The organism is Desulfoprunum sp. (assembly GCF_053613775.1).
The window spans coordinates 155,763-172,279 of sequence record NZ_JBSHXH010000003.1 but is presented as its reverse complement, the minus strand read 5'-3'; the positions used below and the strand labels follow the sequence as shown (position 1 = coordinate 172,279).

Here is a 16,517-nt window from a genome sequence, read left to right as displayed (position 1 = left end):
CGGTCAAGACACGGACACAGATACATCGCTCTTTTCCCTCGGAAATCGGTGGATGCGGTGAAGTTCCTTTCGCCATGCCTTACTGGCGGCAAGGTCGGCAACCGATTGGCCTGATACACGTCATGGGTATCCGCCGACCCGGGGCGAAAAGATGATAATCGGCCTCAACTAGAGCTTGCTTTTCGCTGCGGCTTCATTTTACCTGAACAGGTTCGACTGCCGGTTCGGTCATCACCCGGATTCCCGACCGTGAACACTATCCGGTTCCATACCACGCCAGATATCCCTTTATCCCAAGGAGCGCCCATGCCCAGACGTGACGACATCCATAAGATTCTGATCATCGGTTCCGGCCCCATCGTCATCGGCCAGGCCTGTGAATTCGACTATTCCGGGACCCAGGCCTGCAAGGCGCTGCGCTCCCTCGGCTACCAGGTGGTGCTGGTCAATTCCAACCCGGCGACCATCATGACCGATCCGGGCATGGCCGATGTCACCTATATCGAGCCGCTCAACGTCAAGACCCTGGAAAAGATCATCGCCGCCGAACGGCCCGATGCCATCCTCCCCAACCTCGGCGGCCAATCGGGCCTCAACCTCTCGTCCGAACTGTATCGCGCCGGGATCCTCGAGCGTTACGGGGTGAAGGTCATCGGCGTCAACATCGACGCGATCGAGCGGGGCGAGGACCGGATCGCCTTCAAGAAGACCATGGACCGCCTGGGCATCGATATGCCGCGCAGCACGGCCGTCACCACCCTCGAGGACGCCGAGAAGGTCGCCGCCGAGTTGGGCTATCCGGTGGTCATCCGTCCGGCCTACACCATGGGCGGCACCGGCGGCGGCCTGGTCTCGAATCTGGAGGAACTGCGCACGGTCGTCGCCCGCGGCCTGGCCGCCAGCCTGATCCATCAGGTGCTGGTGGAGGAATCGGTGCTGGGCTGGGAAGAGCTGGAGCTGGAAGTGGTGCGCGATGCCAAAAACCAGATGATCACCGTGTGCTTCATCGAGAACGTCGACGCGATGGGGGTCCACACCGGCGACAGCTACTGCACCGCCCCGATGCTGACGATCGCCCCGGCCCTGCAGCAGAAGCTGCAGGACTATGCCTATGCCATCGTCGAGGCGATCGAGGTCATCGGCGGCACCAACGTCCAGTTCGCCCACGACCCCAAAAGCGACCGGGTAGTGGTGATCGAGATCAACCCCCGCACCTCCCGCTCCTCCGCCCTGGCCTCCAAGGCCACCGGCTTCCCGATCGCCCGCGTCTCGGCGCTGCTGGCCGGCGGCCTGACGATGGATGAAATCCCCTACTGGCGCGACGGCAGCCTGGAGCAATACACCCCGTCGGGCGATTACGTGGTGGTCAAGTTCGCCCGCTGGGCCTTTGAAAAATTCGCCGGCATCGAGGACAAGCTGGGCACGCAGATGCGCGCCGTCGGCGAGGCCATGAGCATCGGCAAGAACTACAAGGAGGCGCTGCAGAAGGCGATCCGCAGCCTCGAGATCAACCGCTACGGTCTCGGCTTCGCCAAGGACTTCAACAGGCTGCCGCTCGCCACCCTGATAGAGCGGCTGGCCCATGCCACCAGCGAGCGGCAGTTCCTGATGTACGAAGCCCTGCGCAAGGGCGCGAGCATCGACCAGCTGCACGCGATCACCCATATCAAGGCCTGGTTCATCGAGCAGATGCGGGAACTGGTGCAGGTGGAGGAGGAGATCCTGGCCTGCAAGGGCCGGCCCCTGCCGCACGACCTGCTGCGCCGGGCCAAGCAGGACGGGTTCGCCGATCTCTACCTGGCCCGGCTGCTGGGGGTGCCGGAGGGCACCATCCGCGACCAGCGGGTCGCCATCGGCGTGGTCGAAGGGTGGGAACCGGTGCCGGTCAGCGGGGTGGACGACGCCGCCTATTATTACTCGACCTACAACGCCCCGGACCAGGTGCCGGTCAGCAACCGCCGCAAGATCATGGTGCTGGGCGGGGGACCGAACCGCATCGGCCAGGGGATCGAGTTCGACTACTGCTGCGTCCATGCGGCGATGGCCATCCGCGAGGCGGGACTGGAGTCGATCATGGTCAACTGCAATCCCGAGACGGTGTCCACCGATTACGACACCTCGGACAAGCTCTACTTCGAACCGCTGACCGTCGAGGACGTGCTCAGCATCTATCGCAAGGAAAAGCCGGAGGGGATCATCGTCCAGTTCGGCGGCCAGACCCCGCTCAACCTGGCCCGGGAGCTGGCCGAGGCCGGGGTGACCATCCTCGGGACCACGCCGGAGACCATCGATCTGGCCGAGGACCGCGACCGCTTCAACCAGATCATGCGCCGCCTCGCCATCCCTCAGCCGGAATCGGGGATGGCCGCCAGCGCCGCCGAGGCGCTGGCGATCGCGGCGAAAATCGGCTACCCGCTGATGGTGCGGCCGTCCTACGTCCTTGGCGGCCGCGGCATGGAGATCGTCCATGACGACCAGATGCTGCAGCGCTATCTCAATGTGGCGGTGGAGGAGATCACCCCCGAGCGGCCGGTGCTGATCGACAAGTTCCTCGACAACGCCATCGAGGCCGAGGCCGATGCCATCGCCGACGGCGGCAACGCCTTCGTCCCGGCGGTCATGGAGCATATCGAGCTGGCCGGGATCCACTCCGGCGACTCGGCCTGCGTCATCCCGCCGATCAGCATCCCGACCCGGCACCTCGACACCATCCGCGAATACACCCGCCGGATCGCCATCGAACTGCGGGTGGTGGGGCTGATGAACATCCAGTACGCCATCCAGAACGATACGGTGTACGTGCTGGAGGCCAACCCCCGGGCCTCGCGCACCGTGCCGATCGTCTCCAAGGTGTGCGGCCTGTCGATGGCCCGCCTGGCCACCCGGATCATCCTCGGCAAGACCCTGGCCGACCTTCACCTGCGGGAGATCCAGATCCCCTATTTCGGAGTCAAGGAGGCGGTCTTCCCCTTCAACATGTTCCCCGAGGTCGACCCCGTGCTCGGCCCGGAGATGCGCTCCACCGGCGAGGTGCTGGGCCTGGCCCGCTCCTTCGGCCGCGCCTTCTTCAAGGCCCAGGAGGCGACCCAGTCGATCCTGCCGCTGCACGGCACCGTCCTGTTCACCATCGCCGATCGCGACAAGCAGGCGGCGCTGGAGCCGGTACGCCGCTTCCGCGAGCTGGGATTCACGATCATGGCCACCGCGGGCACCCACCGCTTTCTCCAGGAAAAGGGGATCGAGACCCAGGCCGTCTCCAAGCTGGGGGTCGCCGGACCGACCTTGCTCGACGCGATCACGAACGGCCGGATCCACCTGGTGATCAACACCCCGACCGGCAAAAAAGGGTCGGCCGACAGCTCGAATATCCGCAAGACGGCGATCAAATACAAGATCCCCTACATCACCACCACCGCGGCGGCCATCGCCGCGGCCAAGGGGATCGAGGCCATCCGCGAGGGCGAGGCCAGGGTGCGGTCGCTGCAGGACTACCACGCGGAACTGCGGTGATCCGGCGATGGCCCGGCCCTGCGCCCGTCGTCAAGGGCCGGCCAGGCCGCAACTTCCGCCGCTGACGGCGGATGAAGGTTTGCATTCCATCAACTCGAGGTCATCATGGGCGGTCTTTTCGGGGTTGTCTCCGACAGCGATTGCGTCGCCGATCTGTACTACGGCACGGACTATCACTCCCACCTGGGCACCAGGCGCGGCGGCATGGCGGTGCGCAACGAGCACGGCTTCCATCGCGCCATCCACAATATCGAGAACAGCTACTTCCGCTCCAAATTCGAGGCGGAGCTGGGCCGCTTTCATGGCCGCCAGGGGATCGGCGTTATCAGCGACACCGATCCCCAGCCGCTGATCATCGGCTCGCACCTCGGGACCTTCGGCATCGTCACCGTCGGCCGGATCAACAACATGGCCGAGCTGGTCGCCAAGGCCTTTGCCGGCAGGAGCTATTTCTCCGGTACCAGCGACGGCATCACCAACCCGACCGAGGTGGTGGCGATGCTGATCTGCCGGGAGGACAGCTTCGAGGCCGGGATCCGCGCCGCCCAGGAGGCGATCCAGGGGTCGTGCTCGCTGCTGCTGCTGACCGAGGGGGGCATCTACGCCGCCCGCGACCGCCTGGGACGGACCCCGCTGGTGGCCGGACGGCGGCCGGGGGCGACGGCGATCAGCTCCGAGACCTGCGCCTTTCCCAACCTGGGGTTTGACACGGCCTATTTTCTCGGCCCCGGCGAGATCCTCTTCATGACCGCCGACGGCTGGGAACAGCGCCAGGCCCCGGGCGAGCGGCTGCAGATCTGCTCCTTCCTCTGGGTCTACTACGGCTACCCGGCCTCGGAATACGAGGGCATCAACGTCGAGGACGTGCGCTACCGCTGCGGCGCCGCCCTGGCCCGCCATGACGACGTCGAGGTGGATCTGGTCGCCGGCATTCCCGATTCCGGCATCGGCCACGCCATCGGTTACGCCGGCGAGAGGCAACTGCCCTACAGCCGGCCGTTCGTCAAGTACACCCCGACCTGGCCGCGCAGCTTCATGCCCCAGAACCAGGCGATGCGCGACCTGGTGGCGAAGATGAAGCTGATTCCGGTACGGCGGCTGATCGACGGCCGCCGCCTGCTGTTCTGCGACGACTCGATCGTCCGCGGCACCCAGCTCAAGGACAACGTCCAGATCCTCTTCGACTGCGGCGCCTGCCAGGTCCATATGCGGATCGCCTGCCCCACCCTGATCCACCCCTGTCCCTTCATCAACTTCTCGTCCTCGCGCTCGACCCTGGATCTGGCGGGGCGGAAAACGATCAAGGCGCTCGAGGGGGTCGAGGACCGCGACCTGGACCAGTACGCCCGGGCCGGTTCGGCCAAAAATCTGGCGATGGTCGACCGGATCCGCGACCAGCTGCACCTGAGCTCGCTCCGCTACCAGACCCTCGACGATCTGGTGGCCGCCATCGGCCTGCCCAAGGAACGGCTGTGCACCCACTGCTGGGACGGGAGCAGCTACTACTGAGATCCGGAGATCTCTCCCTGACGGTCAAGATGACAGCGGGGGTAGGTCGAGATGACAGTGGGGGTAGGTCGAGGCGACAGTGGGGGAAGGCCGAAATCTCGTCATTCCCGGTAGGGCGAAGGACGCGATGCCACCCCCGCTGTCATTTCGAAGCGAAGCGAGAAATCTCGTTGTTCCCGGCAGGGCGAAGGACGCGATGCCGCCCCCGCCGCCATTTCGAAGCGAAGCGAGAAATCTCGTCATTCCCGGTAGGGCAAAGGACATGATGCCGCCCCCGCCGTCATTTCGAAGCGAAGCGAGAAATCTCGTCATTCCCGGTAGGGCGAAGGACATGATGCCGCCCCCGCCGTCATTTCGAAGCGAAGCGAGAAATCTTGGTTTTCCCCGCGGGGCATGCTCCCAGGCCTGTTTGAGATCTCTCCCTGGCGGTCGAGATGACAGCGGGGGTAGGTCGAGGCGACAGTGGGCCAAGGGCGCGATGACAGGATCTGCAACTGGTCTTTTGGCAGCAGGTTCGAATGAGTGAACAAACCGGACGACGGCAGCCGCCTGACGACCGGAAGGAGCTGTGCTGTTACCACAGGTGCCAGCTGCCGGTCAGTACCACATAGCCGGCCAGGCTGACATTGGTCACCGCATGGGCGACGATGCAGGAGAGGAGGTCTTTGCGGCAGATCCAGAGAAAGGACATCAGCAGGCCGAAGGCGATCGCCGCCGGCCATTCCTGCAGATTATGGCCTCCAGTGAAAACGGCCGTCGATATCGCGATCGCCGGCCATGACCACTCGCCGGGTCGGACCTCGTTGACCGATCGCTCGTCGAGCGCGGTCTGCAGCGCCTGCCGGTCGCCTTGCCGGCGCGCCTGGTCCCACTGCAGGGCGAGGCGGAAGATGAAGCCCCGCATCAGCAGTTCCTCGAACACCGGCACCAGCAACCCGGCCGCAGCCAGCCGCAGGACAAAGGAGCCGGTCGACCACGGCGCTGTCGGCCGCTGATCAACGAAGGGCGTGAGCAGACCGATCCACAGCACCGCCCCCACCAGCCCGGCGGCCAGACCGACGGCAATCGAGATCGCGGGCGCCCCGGGCCCGCCCAGCGCACAGTACCAGCGCCGCGCCCAGGCCAGCAGCAGCACCACGACGACGATGCGCAACGCGTAATTGACCTCGGGCGCCAGCAGATCGCCCAGCAGCGAGGCGATCGCCACGTAGGCCAGATAGGGAGCGGCGTAGGGGAGAAGGAGCTGGCGGTTGACGAGCATCGGAGCGACGGCGGGCCGTCAGGCGCCAGGCTGGTCGGGTGGCGCCGCGGCCGCCTCCTGCCGCTCCAGCCGACGGGTGCGGACGACATCGAGGGCCGCCCACAGCAGCAGGACAACACTGCCGATGCGGTTGAAGAGGAGATATTCCTGCATCTTCGGATCGGCGGAGAGCCAGCCGTCATACAGGCACCACAGGCCCATGCCGGCCAGGACGACGGGAAAGAGGTAGGGGCTGATGGTAGGTGGGGCAGGTGGATTCTGTTTCGACATGGGCGTGATCCCGGGGTGGTGTGGTATTCAAAGTGCCGGGCGACGGCGACCGCTTTCTCCCCGACAACGACGCGCAGCGCCACAGGTTGCAGGGCCGGAACGGTGACTCGCCGGCCAAGAAGGAGGCCCTGCAGCCAACTCTACCAGGAGTTATTGAACTTTTCCCCGATTTTTTTCGGCTTCCGTTGCTCAGCCTTCGCAGACCGGGGCAAATCCGCCGCCGCACTGACCCTCCGCACCCTGTAGATGTTCCGTTTTTCCTCTTTTCCGAACAAAACACCGGAAAAACAGCTTTCTCGACCGGGAAAGCGGGCCAGGCCAAGGAACCCCTTCGGTTTTCAGGTTAGGGAATGAAATAATTGCCTGATTTACTGATATTGCAGAGATGACCTGACAGGGATATTCAAAATCCGCCCGCTGCCCTCCGGTTTTTGGCTCGACCAGGAAGATGGCCGTGAGATAATCCGTTATTGTTGTTTTGTTGCCCAGCCACCTGTTATTGCTGCTGATTGTCAGACATCCCGCGGTTTTTCCCAAATACTCTTATGCTTATCTCAACTTACGGCATGTATTTTGCAAACAATACATCATGGTACGAACGCCAGATCGACTATGGCAGGCATGACTGTATGCAAAGAGGGGTCATTCCTTTAAAACAAACAGGAGGGAACATACTATGAAGAAGACATTGTTGAAAAGTGCGTTGATGGCGTTGGCAGGGATTGGGTTGATGGTCGGGGAGTGCGTCGGCGACTGAGCTATAGTATCCAGGAGGCGAAACACCCGATTTACAAACTATTTTTCAACACTAAAGGATGGGGAGCTATAGATGTAGATGATGATCAAGCTCCTTATGACTCATATTGGGAGGTTTCAGAGGGTGTATTATCAGGAAGTTGGACCACACTTCTTATAGAAGTAGCAGGAAATGCCGGAGCAAATACATTCGGAGTATTTGACCAATCCGGTAATATGTATAAACTATTTGATGGATCAGCTGGAACATTAGATAAAATCTCTATGACATGGAATAGCCAAGGGTTATTTTCAGCTACCTTTGATCCTGATACTGGATCACCTGTTACATTATGGACTGACGAACAACTGGATCAAGTATTTGGTTATTACCTTGGAACACCTGGAGGGTATTTCTATTCAGATCCAAACATAAATCAGTGGATGGGATCAAATGGTTTCGTACATGGGAACAGGTACGAATGGTTTATCAGCAGGACATTATATCCTTGCATGGGAAGATTTGGGATACGGTCTTTCGGGTACAGATAAGGACTTTAACGACATGGTCATAATGGTCGAATCCGTCAATCCCGTCCCCGAACCCGCCACAATGCTGCTGTTCGGCACCGGCCTCGCCGGTCTGGCCGGGGTGGCGCGGCGCCGGAAAAAATAAGTCCTTCGCCCTATCCTTTGAAACAACAACACCCGACGCCATGCGGCCGTCGGGTGTTGTTGTTTTTACCGTTCTCCCGTCGCGCCACCGCCGTCCCGCCTCGTCATCTCGCCCCTCCCCCTGCCTTTTCGCCCTTTCATGCCCTGTCGCCTCGACCTCCCCCCGCTGTCATCTCGACCGTCAGGGAGAGCTCTCAAACCGGCCGTGGAGAGAACCCCCGCAAAGGAAAAGCGAGATTTCTCGCATGCGCTTCGAAATGACAGCGGGGGCGGCAGCGCGCCCTTCACCCTACCGGGAACGATGAGATTTCTCGCTTCGCTTCGAAATGACAGCGGGGGAAGCATCTCGCCCTGCCCCCGCTGTCATCTCGACCGTCAGGGAGAGATCTTAAACCGGCCGTGGAGAGGACCCGCCCCGTTTCAACTGAAAATCCCCTTCAAGGTAAAGAAGAACAGCATCGCCAGGCCCGCCCCGACCGGCAGGGTGATGAGCCAGGAGATGACGATATTGAACACGACCCGCAGGTCGAGGGCGCCGACCCCCCGCGCCAGGCCGACCCCGAGCACCGCCCCGACCAGGACGTGGGTGGTGGAGACCGGCATCCCGGTCCGCGAGGCGATGACGACGGTGATCGCCGCCGCCAGTTCGGCACAGAAGCCACGCGAGGGGGTGAGTTCGGTGATCTTTTTGCCGATCGTCTGCATGACCTTGTAGCCGAGGGTGATCAATCCGAGGACGATACCGCCGCCGCCCATCAGCAGGATCCACAGGGGCAGGGCCGATTTCTGCATGACCTCGCCACCGGAGCCGACGATGCTGACGACCGCGGCCACCGGGCCGATGCCGTTGGCGACATCGTTGGAACCGTGGGCGAAGGCCATGGAGCAGGCGGTGAAGAGCATCATCGGGGTGAAGACCTTCTCGACACTGGCGAAATTGAAATCGCGGTTGGCCTGCTTGTCCTCCTTGATATTGCGGATGAACAGCCAGCCGATCGTGGCGGTGCAGAGGCCGAAGGCGCAGGCGAGGAGAAAGCTCTGCACGGTCGTCAGGTTGATATGGAGATGCTCGAGGCCCTTGAATATCGTCACCAGGGAGATGATGAAGCCGACCAGGAAGATATAGCCGGGGGCATAGCGCTTGGCGTTCTGCAGCGGGTTGTCGGTATTGAAGATCAGGATCCGGGTGCTCATGACCAGCAGGAAGGAGATCGTGCCGCCGACCAAGGGCGAGACGATCCAGCTGAGGACGACGCTGGTGATCTTGTCCCAGTACACCGCCTCGGGGCCGATGCCGACGACGGCGAAGCCGACCAGGGCGCCGACGATGGAGTGGGTGGTCGACACCGGCCAGCCCTTGGTGGAGGCGATCATCAGCCACACCGCCGAGGCCAGCAGCGCCGCCAGCATGCCGTAGACGAGGATCTCTGGACTGCCGACGATACTGGTCGGGTCGATGATCTCCTTGCGGATCGTCGTGGTGACATGGCCGCCGGCCAGCACCGCCCCGAGAAACTCGAAGACGATGGCGATGCCGATCGCCTGTTTCATGGTGATGGCCCCGGCCCCGACCGAGGTCCCCATGGCGTTGGCGAGATCGTTCGCCCCGACGCCCCAGGTCATGTAGAGACCGAAAATGATCGCCAGGACCACCAGGACCGTGCCGTGCGCTGCAAGAATCTCCATTGTTCGTCCCCGTGCCTATTTGGAAAGAAAGAGAAGCAGGCGATCGGCGATGTTCTCGGCCTGATCGGAGATGTTGCCGAGCCGATCGATGAGTTTGTACCAGAACATGACGGATACCGGATCGAGCTCCTGCTCCCGGGCGAACAGCGTCCGGCAGGCCCGGTGCATGATCGCGTCGATATTGTGCTCGTTGCGCCTGAGGCCGGTGATCATCGCCGAGACCCTGTCGACCTCGAGGCCGTTGAAACCCACCTCCAGCAGTTCGTCGAGCTGTTCGATGATCGCCTTGGCCTCGGAGCTGATCTCCATCGTCCCCTCGAGCAGTTCGTCGAGGACCTCCTTGAGCGCCTCCGGCACCTCCATGTCGCGGTAACAGAGGATCTGGCCGATCTCCTCGGCGGTGTCGGCGATGCCGTCCTGGACGGCGATCAGGTCGAGGAGGTCGTCGCGGTCGACCGGCAGAAACAGTGATTTCGGCATATTCAGCCTGAAGGTGGTCTTGAGCTTGTCGGCCTCCGTCTCGAGCTGGTCGATCTGGGCGGCGAAGTCGCGGACCTGGGCCTGATCCTTGCGGTACAGGGCGTCAAACAGCGGGGGGATGAGACAGATGCAGGAGAAGACCGTCCGCATATGCTCCTGAACGAGCTTGAACGGGGATCGCCGCATGAGACCGGCAAGGGAGGGCTTCTTCAAAAATGACATAAACGGGTTCCTCTCAGGAGAAGAGTGACGGGCAGTCGGACCGGGGGAGCGCGTGCGGTCACTATACCAGAGTCTCTGTGGGACTTCCGCCAAACTTTGAGGATTCGATGCGAATTGTGTGAGGAAATGTTGCTTTCGAGCGCAGTCGTTTCAAGCGAAGCAAGAAATCTCGTCGTTCCCGGCAGGGTGAAGACCATGATCCCACCCCTCTGTCATTTCGAAGCGAAGCGAGAAATCTCGCCTTTCCCGGCAGGCGATCACTTGGTGAGCGGCAGCCGCAGCCGGTTGATGATCTTGATCAGAGGTTCGGACGGGTAGCTGAGCGGCACGAATTTGTTGTTGATGACGATGAAGATCCCGGGGCCTTCCTTGTGGGCGCTGTAGAGAATGTGATGGCCCTTGATCGCCCCGGCCTTTTTCCAGAAGCTGCCGAAGGGATCGAGGGGGGTGTGGCCGACGATGAGACGGGCCCCCTTGGGCAGACCGAGGCCGGCCCGGAAGCGCTTGATATCGCCCTTGGTATAGCCCGAGGTCAGGGTGTTGGCCAGCTGAAGGCGGCTGGTCGTGAGGTCGTGGGCCAGCTCGGGGTTGCGGCGGATATTGACGATGTCGTCGCGGCCGACGGCGGTGCGGGGTGGTCCGGCATGACAGGCGATATAGGAGGCCGACAGGGCGACATGGGGCAGGAGATCGTAGAACCGCTCCATTTCGGCGACATAGTCGCTGCCGCGCAGTTCCAGCAGCCGGTTGCGCAGCAGCAGGCCCTGGGAGATCCCCCCCTTGCTGAGCTGGGGGTCGAAGCTGTCATGATTGCCGCGCAGGTAGAAGACATTGGCCGGAAACTGCAGTTTGAGGCGGAGAATCAGGTCCATCATCAGGATCGAGCTGTCCATGTCCTCCATCTCGTCGGCCATCTCCGAATGGACGGCATCGCCGAGGATGAGCAGCTTGACGGCATTGGTGTCGAGGCAATCGAGCAGGCAGTTCTCGCTGAGGATCTTGAGAAGATTGTCGACCTGGGCGTGCATGTCGCCGACAATGACCGGCGGGGTCGAGGCCGGCAACTCGATCAGTCCGCCCGGTCGGCCATCCTGGTCCCGGATCCGGTACGGTTCATTCTCCAGCAGGGCGTTGACCGACCGCAGGAGCTCAAGGGCCTTTGGCGCCGGCAGGAGGGAGATGGTGCCGCCGAACAGCTTTTTCAGCTTGACCAGGGTGTTGTAGCGGATGGTCGGCATGCGCTCCCGCAGGTCGGAGTGCTCCCGCCGCACCAGCCGAACCCCATGAATCTCATCGAGCGGGGTGATCAGCAGGTCGCCCCGCTGATTGGTCACCGTCAGATGCCTTTTGGCAACTTCTTTGGGAAAGTTGAAGATTTCGTCGAGTTCCTTGTTCGATCGGCCGATGTCCAAGGTTTCGCCGACCCGGATGCGGGCGAACCCGTTCATCGCCGTGGCGTGGCAGCCCTCCGGCAGGTGGATCAGCCAGTTTTTCTTGACCGCCTTCTTGCTGACCCCGAGGGTGATCTCCGGGGAAAATCGCAGGCGGAATTCACCGAGCAGCATATCGAAGGCCTTGCCGTCGTGGGCGATCCGGCCGCTCCCCTTGAGCCGCTGGATCTCGTTGGTCAGGGTCAGCCATGCGGCCGGTGTCCGCATCCCGACCAACCATTTCCAGCCCGCCACGGTCTTGAGGCTGGGCCGGGTCGGGCGGGCGATCACCGCCCAGGGGGGGACGTTGGTGGCGTTGTGCTCGTTGATCCGCATCGGGGGATTGCTGAGTCCCTTGCGGATATAGACATGGATCCCGGCCCGGTGCATGTAGAGGGCGACCTCGCGATAGATGGCGATCTGCTGCTCCACCATCTCCAGGGACAGGTTGTCGTCGACGGGGAAATAGCCCTGGCTCTGCCGGGCCTGCCGCTGGTTGAAGACCACCTCGGGTTCGGGGATCAGGAATTCGAAGATATAGCGATCCCGCCAGTTGGTCGCGAACGGGCCGTTGCCGGCGGGCGGGATCCGGAGGCGGGATAGCTCGAGCACCGGCCGGGGCTGGCAGTCGAGATACTCCTTGTCGAACACCGTCAGCGCCTCGGCGATCCCGGCAAACGGGAGGCCGAGATGGATCTCTCTGGGACGGTAGACCAGCGACTGGTTCTTCCACCAGTGGTTCTGGGTGAGATCGATGTAGCCCTCGTTGGGCCACCCTCGTATCTGATTGATATAATATGATTTACCAGCACCGGGCGGGCCGGTGATGACCAACTGCCGGAACTCCAGCCCGATCGGCAGGGCAATGCCTCGGATATTCTGGAGTTCTTTGATCGGACTGAGAATTTTTTTCAGGGGATCGTTCACGGGCGATCATCACATCAACAAGTTTTTCATGCGCAGGCGAGCGCCAAACGGCCGGTCGGAGTCGAGGCCGATTTCATCTCCGGGCAACATGATTGTGCCGTGCTGCCATCCTGCTGGATGGCAACGCCAATCCATCGTACCACGCCGGGCAATAATTTTCCGCACCCCTTTTCAGGCGGCGGAATGATGGCAGTGCTGCGCCAGTTCCGGATCATACACTCCGGCGGTATGTTCGTGGACATCAGGCTTGACAGATGGGCGGTGCGGCATTTACATATAAATTATAATTGATATGTTTATTTTTAGTCATCGCCCCCGCAGGTGCAGATTTATCATGGCAGGAGAACATCCAATGAGCGATGGCCGGATCCCGGTTTCAAATACCGCCGGTGACGGGTGCAGGCTGTTTGACGGAGAATTCCGATCAGTTGCATTTTTAGCCAAGAGTCTCTCCGACGAAAACCGGCTCCGGATCCTCCTGTCGATCAGCCAGGGGAAAAAGGCGGTGGGCAGCATTGTCGACGAGCTTGGACTCTCACAGCCTCTCGTATCCCATCATCTCAAGGAATTGAAGCGGTCCCTGTTGGTGAAGATCGAACGCAGCGGCCCGTTCATTTATTACGAGCTCTCCGATCCAGCCATTCTCGGGGCGATACGGGGTCTGAACTCGGTAGCGAACAACCTGTTGGCCACCCGGAAATCATTTTAACAGATTGCGCAGGAGGTGATCGGCTTGTCATGAACGAAATCGAAAAGGTAATCAGCAGCCTGGCGCCGAAAGATGCGGCCAGACAGACCGCGATCGCGCTCAAACAGCTGCTGCCGTTGCTCGACGAGGAAGGTCGAGCCCGGTTTATCATGGATCTCCTTGGTGAAACCGGGCAGGACAAGATTTCCAGCATGGTTCATCTCTGACTGGCCGAGTGCATGGGCGAAGGTGTCGACCCGACCCGGATGTGCCAGACCCTGGTGGACAAGGTTGCGCAATCGAAACAACTGATGGCCATAACCGATCCCGACCTGCTGGTACTGTTTGAAGATTGGTTCGAGGAACTCGAAAACGAAATCATTGCCTTGAACGGGCAATATGGTCCCCTCGGTGCAGAAGCATTGGCGAAGAGAATTGGACTCTCATTGAGGGGTGCGACCTTCCTTCTGTCAAAGCTGCAACGCGAGAACAAGCTGTAGCTGTCGAGGGGCATTCAACCATTGGCAAAGGTCCTGTCATGCACAACACCAGAGTCCTGTCATGCACAACACCAGAACGACCCTGATCACCTTCGTGGCGGTACTGCTGACCATTGGCGCCCTGTGGCTGACCAATCGTGCGGTTACGCCTAAACAAGCTACCTGGGACGATGTTCTTGCCGAGGGAAAAAACGGCGACTACCGGATCATCACCACCGATAAGTTGGCCAGGCTCTACCAGCAGGATCCCGGCAGCCTGTTGCTGGTCGATACCCGCCAGGAATGGGAATTCAGGACGGGCCATCTCCAGGGCGCGGTCAATTTCCCGATGGAACCGACCGCCTGGGCCAGGTGGCGCAAGGCCGCGGAACTGGAAACATTCCTGGGACCGGACAAGGACCGGACCGTCGTCTTCTACTGAGCTGGCCTCACATGAGTCCGCAGTGACTCGGCGGCCCGGGTGGCCGTACAACTCGGTTACAGAAACGTGTATCGCGACCCCTACGGGTATCCGGAATGGCAGGCGCGGGGCTTGCCGGTTGCCAGTGCTCCGGCGGGTCTGGCGGCGCCGGCGGAGGATTCCAAGGCTCCGGGGCCCCTCTACGGCTGGGCGATGCTCTGGACGCTGTTGGGAATTTTTGCCGGAGGCATGGCGCTGAACCTGACCCCCTGCGTCTATCCGATGATCCCCATCACCGTTTCCTACTTCGGTGGTCAGGCCACGAGAGGCGGTGCAGGCCGGGGACGACTGGTGACCCACGGCCTCTGTTACCTGCTCGGCCTGGCCCTCACCAACTCATTGCTCGGCGTCATCGCCTCGCTCACCGGCGGCCTGATGGGAGCGATGCTCCAGAATCCATTCGTGCTCATCGCCGTGGCCGGCGTGCTGGTCTTTTTTGCCACGAGCCTCTTCGGCCTGTGGGAGATGCGCCTGCCCAGCGGTCTGACGCAGGCGGCGGCGAAGTCGTATACCGGGTATTTCGGCAGCCTGTTCATGGGGATGACCCTGGGGGTGGTCGCCGCCCCCTGCATCGGTCCGTTCGTTCTCGGGCTGCTGACCTGGGTCGCCGGCATGGGGAGCCCGTGGCTCGGCTTCGTGGTCTTTTTCACCCTGAGTCTGGGGCTCGGCCTGCCGCTGTTTTTCCTGGCGATGTTTTCCGGCCAATTGGAAAAGCTCCCCCGCTCGGGGGGGTGGATGATCTGGGTGCGAAAGTTGATGGGCTGGGTCCTGGTCGGGATGGCGGCCCATTTCATCCGCCCGGTCCTGCCGGGCGACGGGGGCACCATCCTGCTGGCTGTAGTCGCTCTGGCCGCCGGCCTCCATCTCGGCTGGATCGATGACAGTCAGGCCAACTTCCGGGCGTTTCCCGTGCTGAAGGGCGGAGTCGGGATCGCCGGGATGGTGATCGCCACCTTTCTGGTCGCCACCCTGGCGATGCGGGGCCCCGGGGTTACCTGGCAACCGTATACCGAGCAAACCTTGGCTGAAGCGCAGCAACTCGACCAACCGGTGATCATCGATTTTTACGCCACCTGGTGTACGCCGTGCCGCGAACTCGAAGAAGTCACCTTCCATCACCCCGACGTGGTCCGGTTGGCCAAAAGCAGCTTCACGATGGTCAAAGTCGATGTGACCAGGGGCGGCAATCCCTATCACGAGGAATTGCTCAAAAAATACGACATCAAGGGGGTGCCGACCATTGTCTTTGTCGACGCCTCCGGTAAGGAGCGCGCCGATCTGCGGCTCGTCGACTATCTGCCGGCGGACAAGTTTCTCATCCGTATGCGGGAAATCGAGACGGCGAAGAAATGAAACCATCTCGACGTCAGGTCCCGGCAGCCGGGAACGAGAGCTCATCGACGAGCTTCGGAAACGTTCATCAAATTCTCAAAGGAGTAGAGCATGCTCAAGATCCGGTTTTTTCTCAACGAACCAAATGGTAAACCGTGAAAACATTTCAAACAGATTATGCCCAGGTTGGGCGAAAAATATCCGGTTGAAATCGATGTCACCTCGAGGCCCAAGGCCGAGTACGAGACCGACGACTACTTCGCCCTCGATCTCCCCGTAGCCCCGGCGATCATGGTCGGCGACGATATCGTCGTCGAAGGTTCCGACATATCCGATCATGATCTGGAGGTCTGCATCTGTCGCCGGCTCGGTCTGCCGGAACCGCAGAAGAAGGGGCTGATCGACCGCCTCTTCACCAAATCCTGATCGCACCGGAGGTACCTATGCCGAAAATCCGCATTTTCCTCAACGACCCGAAAGGAAAGACGTGAGAGAGTTACACCGATATGCTCCCCAGGATGGGAGAGAAATATAATCTGGAAATTGAAATGATCTCAAAAACGCGAGATGCCTACCGGACAGCCGATTACCAGGCCACCGGCCTGCCCGCCGCTCCGGCCATCATGCTGGACGATGAACTCGTCATCCAGGGAGGACCGATCAGCGAGGAGGCACTCGAAGCGGCGATTCACCACCATCTGGCTCCAAAGTGAAACTGGACCGGCATCGAGATCGACGCTGGAATAAAAAACCCGCAAACCTTTTCAGGCCGCGGGTTTCTGTACTTCTTTGGACTTCTATGAATTATACTCTGGTGCGAAGGCGGGAGCCG

15 protein-coding genes are annotated in these 16,517 nt (G+C 61.4%); 9 read left to right on the top strand and 6 right to left on the bottom strand.

Going from position 1 to position 16,517, the window contains the following annotated elements:
- The first annotated feature begins 306 nt into the window (after positions 1 to 306).
- Complete coding sequence (gene carB, locus ACWGKN_RS03320; RefSeq protein ID WP_452094681.1) at positions 307 to 3,510, top strand: carbamoyl-phosphate synthase large subunit; 3,204 nt, start codon at positions 307 to 309, stop codon at positions 3,508 to 3,510.
- A 105-nt stretch (positions 3,511 to 3,615) separates the two neighbouring features.
- Positions 3,616 to 5,019 (top strand): amidophosphoribosyltransferase, encoded by a 1,404-nt coding sequence (locus ACWGKN_RS03315; RefSeq protein ID WP_424255428.1) that lies wholly within the window; start codon positions 3,616 to 3,618, stop codon positions 5,017 to 5,019.
- Between the two features lie 574 nt (positions 5,020 to 5,593).
- Here ACWGKN_RS03315 and ACWGKN_RS03310 read toward each other — a convergent pair.
- From ACWGKN_RS03310 to ACWGKN_RS03300, 3 genes are all read right to left on the bottom strand, one after another.
- The gene (locus ACWGKN_RS03310; protein WP_424255430.1) at positions 5,594 to 6,280 is read right to left on the bottom strand and encodes a CPBP family glutamic-type intramembrane protease; all 687 of its coding nucleotides are present in this window, start codon (positions 6,278 to 6,280) and stop codon (positions 5,594 to 5,596) included.
- Positions 6,281 to 6,298: 18 nt separating this feature from the next.
- Positions 6,299 to 6,550, bottom strand: a complete 252-nt coding sequence (locus ACWGKN_RS03305; protein WP_424255432.1) for a hypothetical protein — start codon at positions 6,548 to 6,550, stop codon at positions 6,299 to 6,301.
- 189 nt (positions 6,551 to 6,739) lie between these two features.
- On the bottom strand, positions 6,740 to 7,087 hold the full coding sequence (locus tag ACWGKN_RS03300; protein ID WP_452094680.1) for a hypothetical protein: 348 nt from the start codon (positions 7,085 to 7,087) through the stop codon (positions 6,740 to 6,742).
- Positions 7,088 to 7,291: 204 nt separating this feature from the next.
- Between ACWGKN_RS03300 and ACWGKN_RS03295 the strand changes: the two genes are divergently transcribed.
- Both ACWGKN_RS03295 and ACWGKN_RS03290 read left to right on the top strand, forming a co-directional pair.
- Positions 7,292 to 7,837 (top strand): hypothetical protein, encoded by a 546-nt coding sequence (locus tag ACWGKN_RS03295; protein WP_452094721.1) that lies wholly within the window; start codon positions 7,292 to 7,294, stop codon positions 7,835 to 7,837.
- Positions 7,740 to 7,961, top strand: a complete 222-nt coding sequence (locus tag ACWGKN_RS03290; protein WP_452094679.1) for a PEP-CTERM sorting domain-containing protein — start codon at positions 7,740 to 7,742, stop codon at positions 7,959 to 7,961. The genes ACWGKN_RS03295 and ACWGKN_RS03290 overlap by 98 nt, the downstream gene beginning before the upstream one ends.
- Before the next feature lie 419 nt (positions 7,962 to 8,380).
- Here the strand turns inward: ACWGKN_RS03290 and ACWGKN_RS03285 are convergent, their stop codons facing one another.
- The 3 genes from ACWGKN_RS03285 to ACWGKN_RS03275 form a co-directional block, all read right to left on the bottom strand.
- Positions 8,381 to 9,646: an inorganic phosphate transporter gene (locus tag ACWGKN_RS03285; protein ID WP_452094678.1), complete on the bottom strand. Its 1,266-nt coding sequence runs from the start codon at positions 9,644 to 9,646 to the stop codon at positions 8,381 to 8,383.
- 15 nt (positions 9,647 to 9,661) lie between these two features.
- The gene (locus tag ACWGKN_RS03280) at positions 9,662 to 10,348 is read right to left on the bottom strand and encodes a TIGR00153 family protein (RefSeq protein WP_035231728.1); all 687 of its coding nucleotides are present in this window, start codon (positions 10,346 to 10,348) and stop codon (positions 9,662 to 9,664) included.
- A 257-nt stretch (positions 10,349 to 10,605) separates the two neighbouring features.
- Positions 10,606 to 12,705: a metallophosphoesterase gene (locus ACWGKN_RS03275; protein WP_452094677.1), complete on the bottom strand. Its 2,100-nt coding sequence runs from the start codon at positions 12,703 to 12,705 to the stop codon at positions 10,606 to 10,608.
- A 352-nt stretch (positions 12,706 to 13,057) separates the two neighbouring features.
- On the opposite strand from ACWGKN_RS03275, the gene tsoR reads away from it, so the two are divergent.
- The 5 genes from tsoR to tsoC (ACWGKN_RS03250) all read left to right on the top strand — a co-directional run bounded on the left by tsoR (position 13,058) and on the right by tsoC (ACWGKN_RS03250) (position 16,398).
- Positions 13,058 to 13,414 carry an ArsR/SmtB-type metalloregulator TsoR gene (gene tsoR, locus ACWGKN_RS03270; RefSeq protein ID WP_424255267.1) on the top strand — a complete coding sequence of 119 codons (357 nt, stop codon included), beginning with the start codon at positions 13,058 to 13,060 and terminating at the stop codon, positions 13,412 to 13,414.
- Between the two features lie 29 nt (positions 13,415 to 13,443).
- Positions 13,444 to 13,893, top strand: a complete 450-nt coding sequence (tsoA, locus tag ACWGKN_RS03265; RefSeq protein ID WP_452094676.1) for an LULAXC motif selenoprotein TsoA — start codon at positions 13,444 to 13,446, stop codon at positions 13,891 to 13,893.
- 61 nt (positions 13,894 to 13,954) lie between these two features.
- Positions 13,955 to 15,706: a rhodanese/DsbD fusion-like selenoprotein TsoB gene (gene tsoB / locus ACWGKN_RS03260; RefSeq protein ID WP_332113217.1), complete on the top strand. Its 1,752-nt coding sequence runs from the start codon at positions 13,955 to 13,957 to the stop codon at positions 15,704 to 15,706.
- A 90-nt stretch (positions 15,707 to 15,796) separates the two neighbouring features.
- Entirely contained in the window at positions 15,797 to 16,111 is a 315-nt protein-coding gene (gene tsoC / locus ACWGKN_RS03255; protein ID WP_332369971.1) for an NEPxGxxU motif selenoprotein TsoC, read from the top strand.
- Between the two features lie 17 nt (positions 16,112 to 16,128).
- Positions 16,129 to 16,398, top strand: a complete 270-nt coding sequence (tsoC, locus tag ACWGKN_RS03250; protein ID WP_332369948.1) for an NEPxGxxU motif selenoprotein TsoC — start codon at positions 16,129 to 16,131, stop codon at positions 16,396 to 16,398.
- Positions 16,399 to 16,517 lie beyond the last annotated feature (119 nt).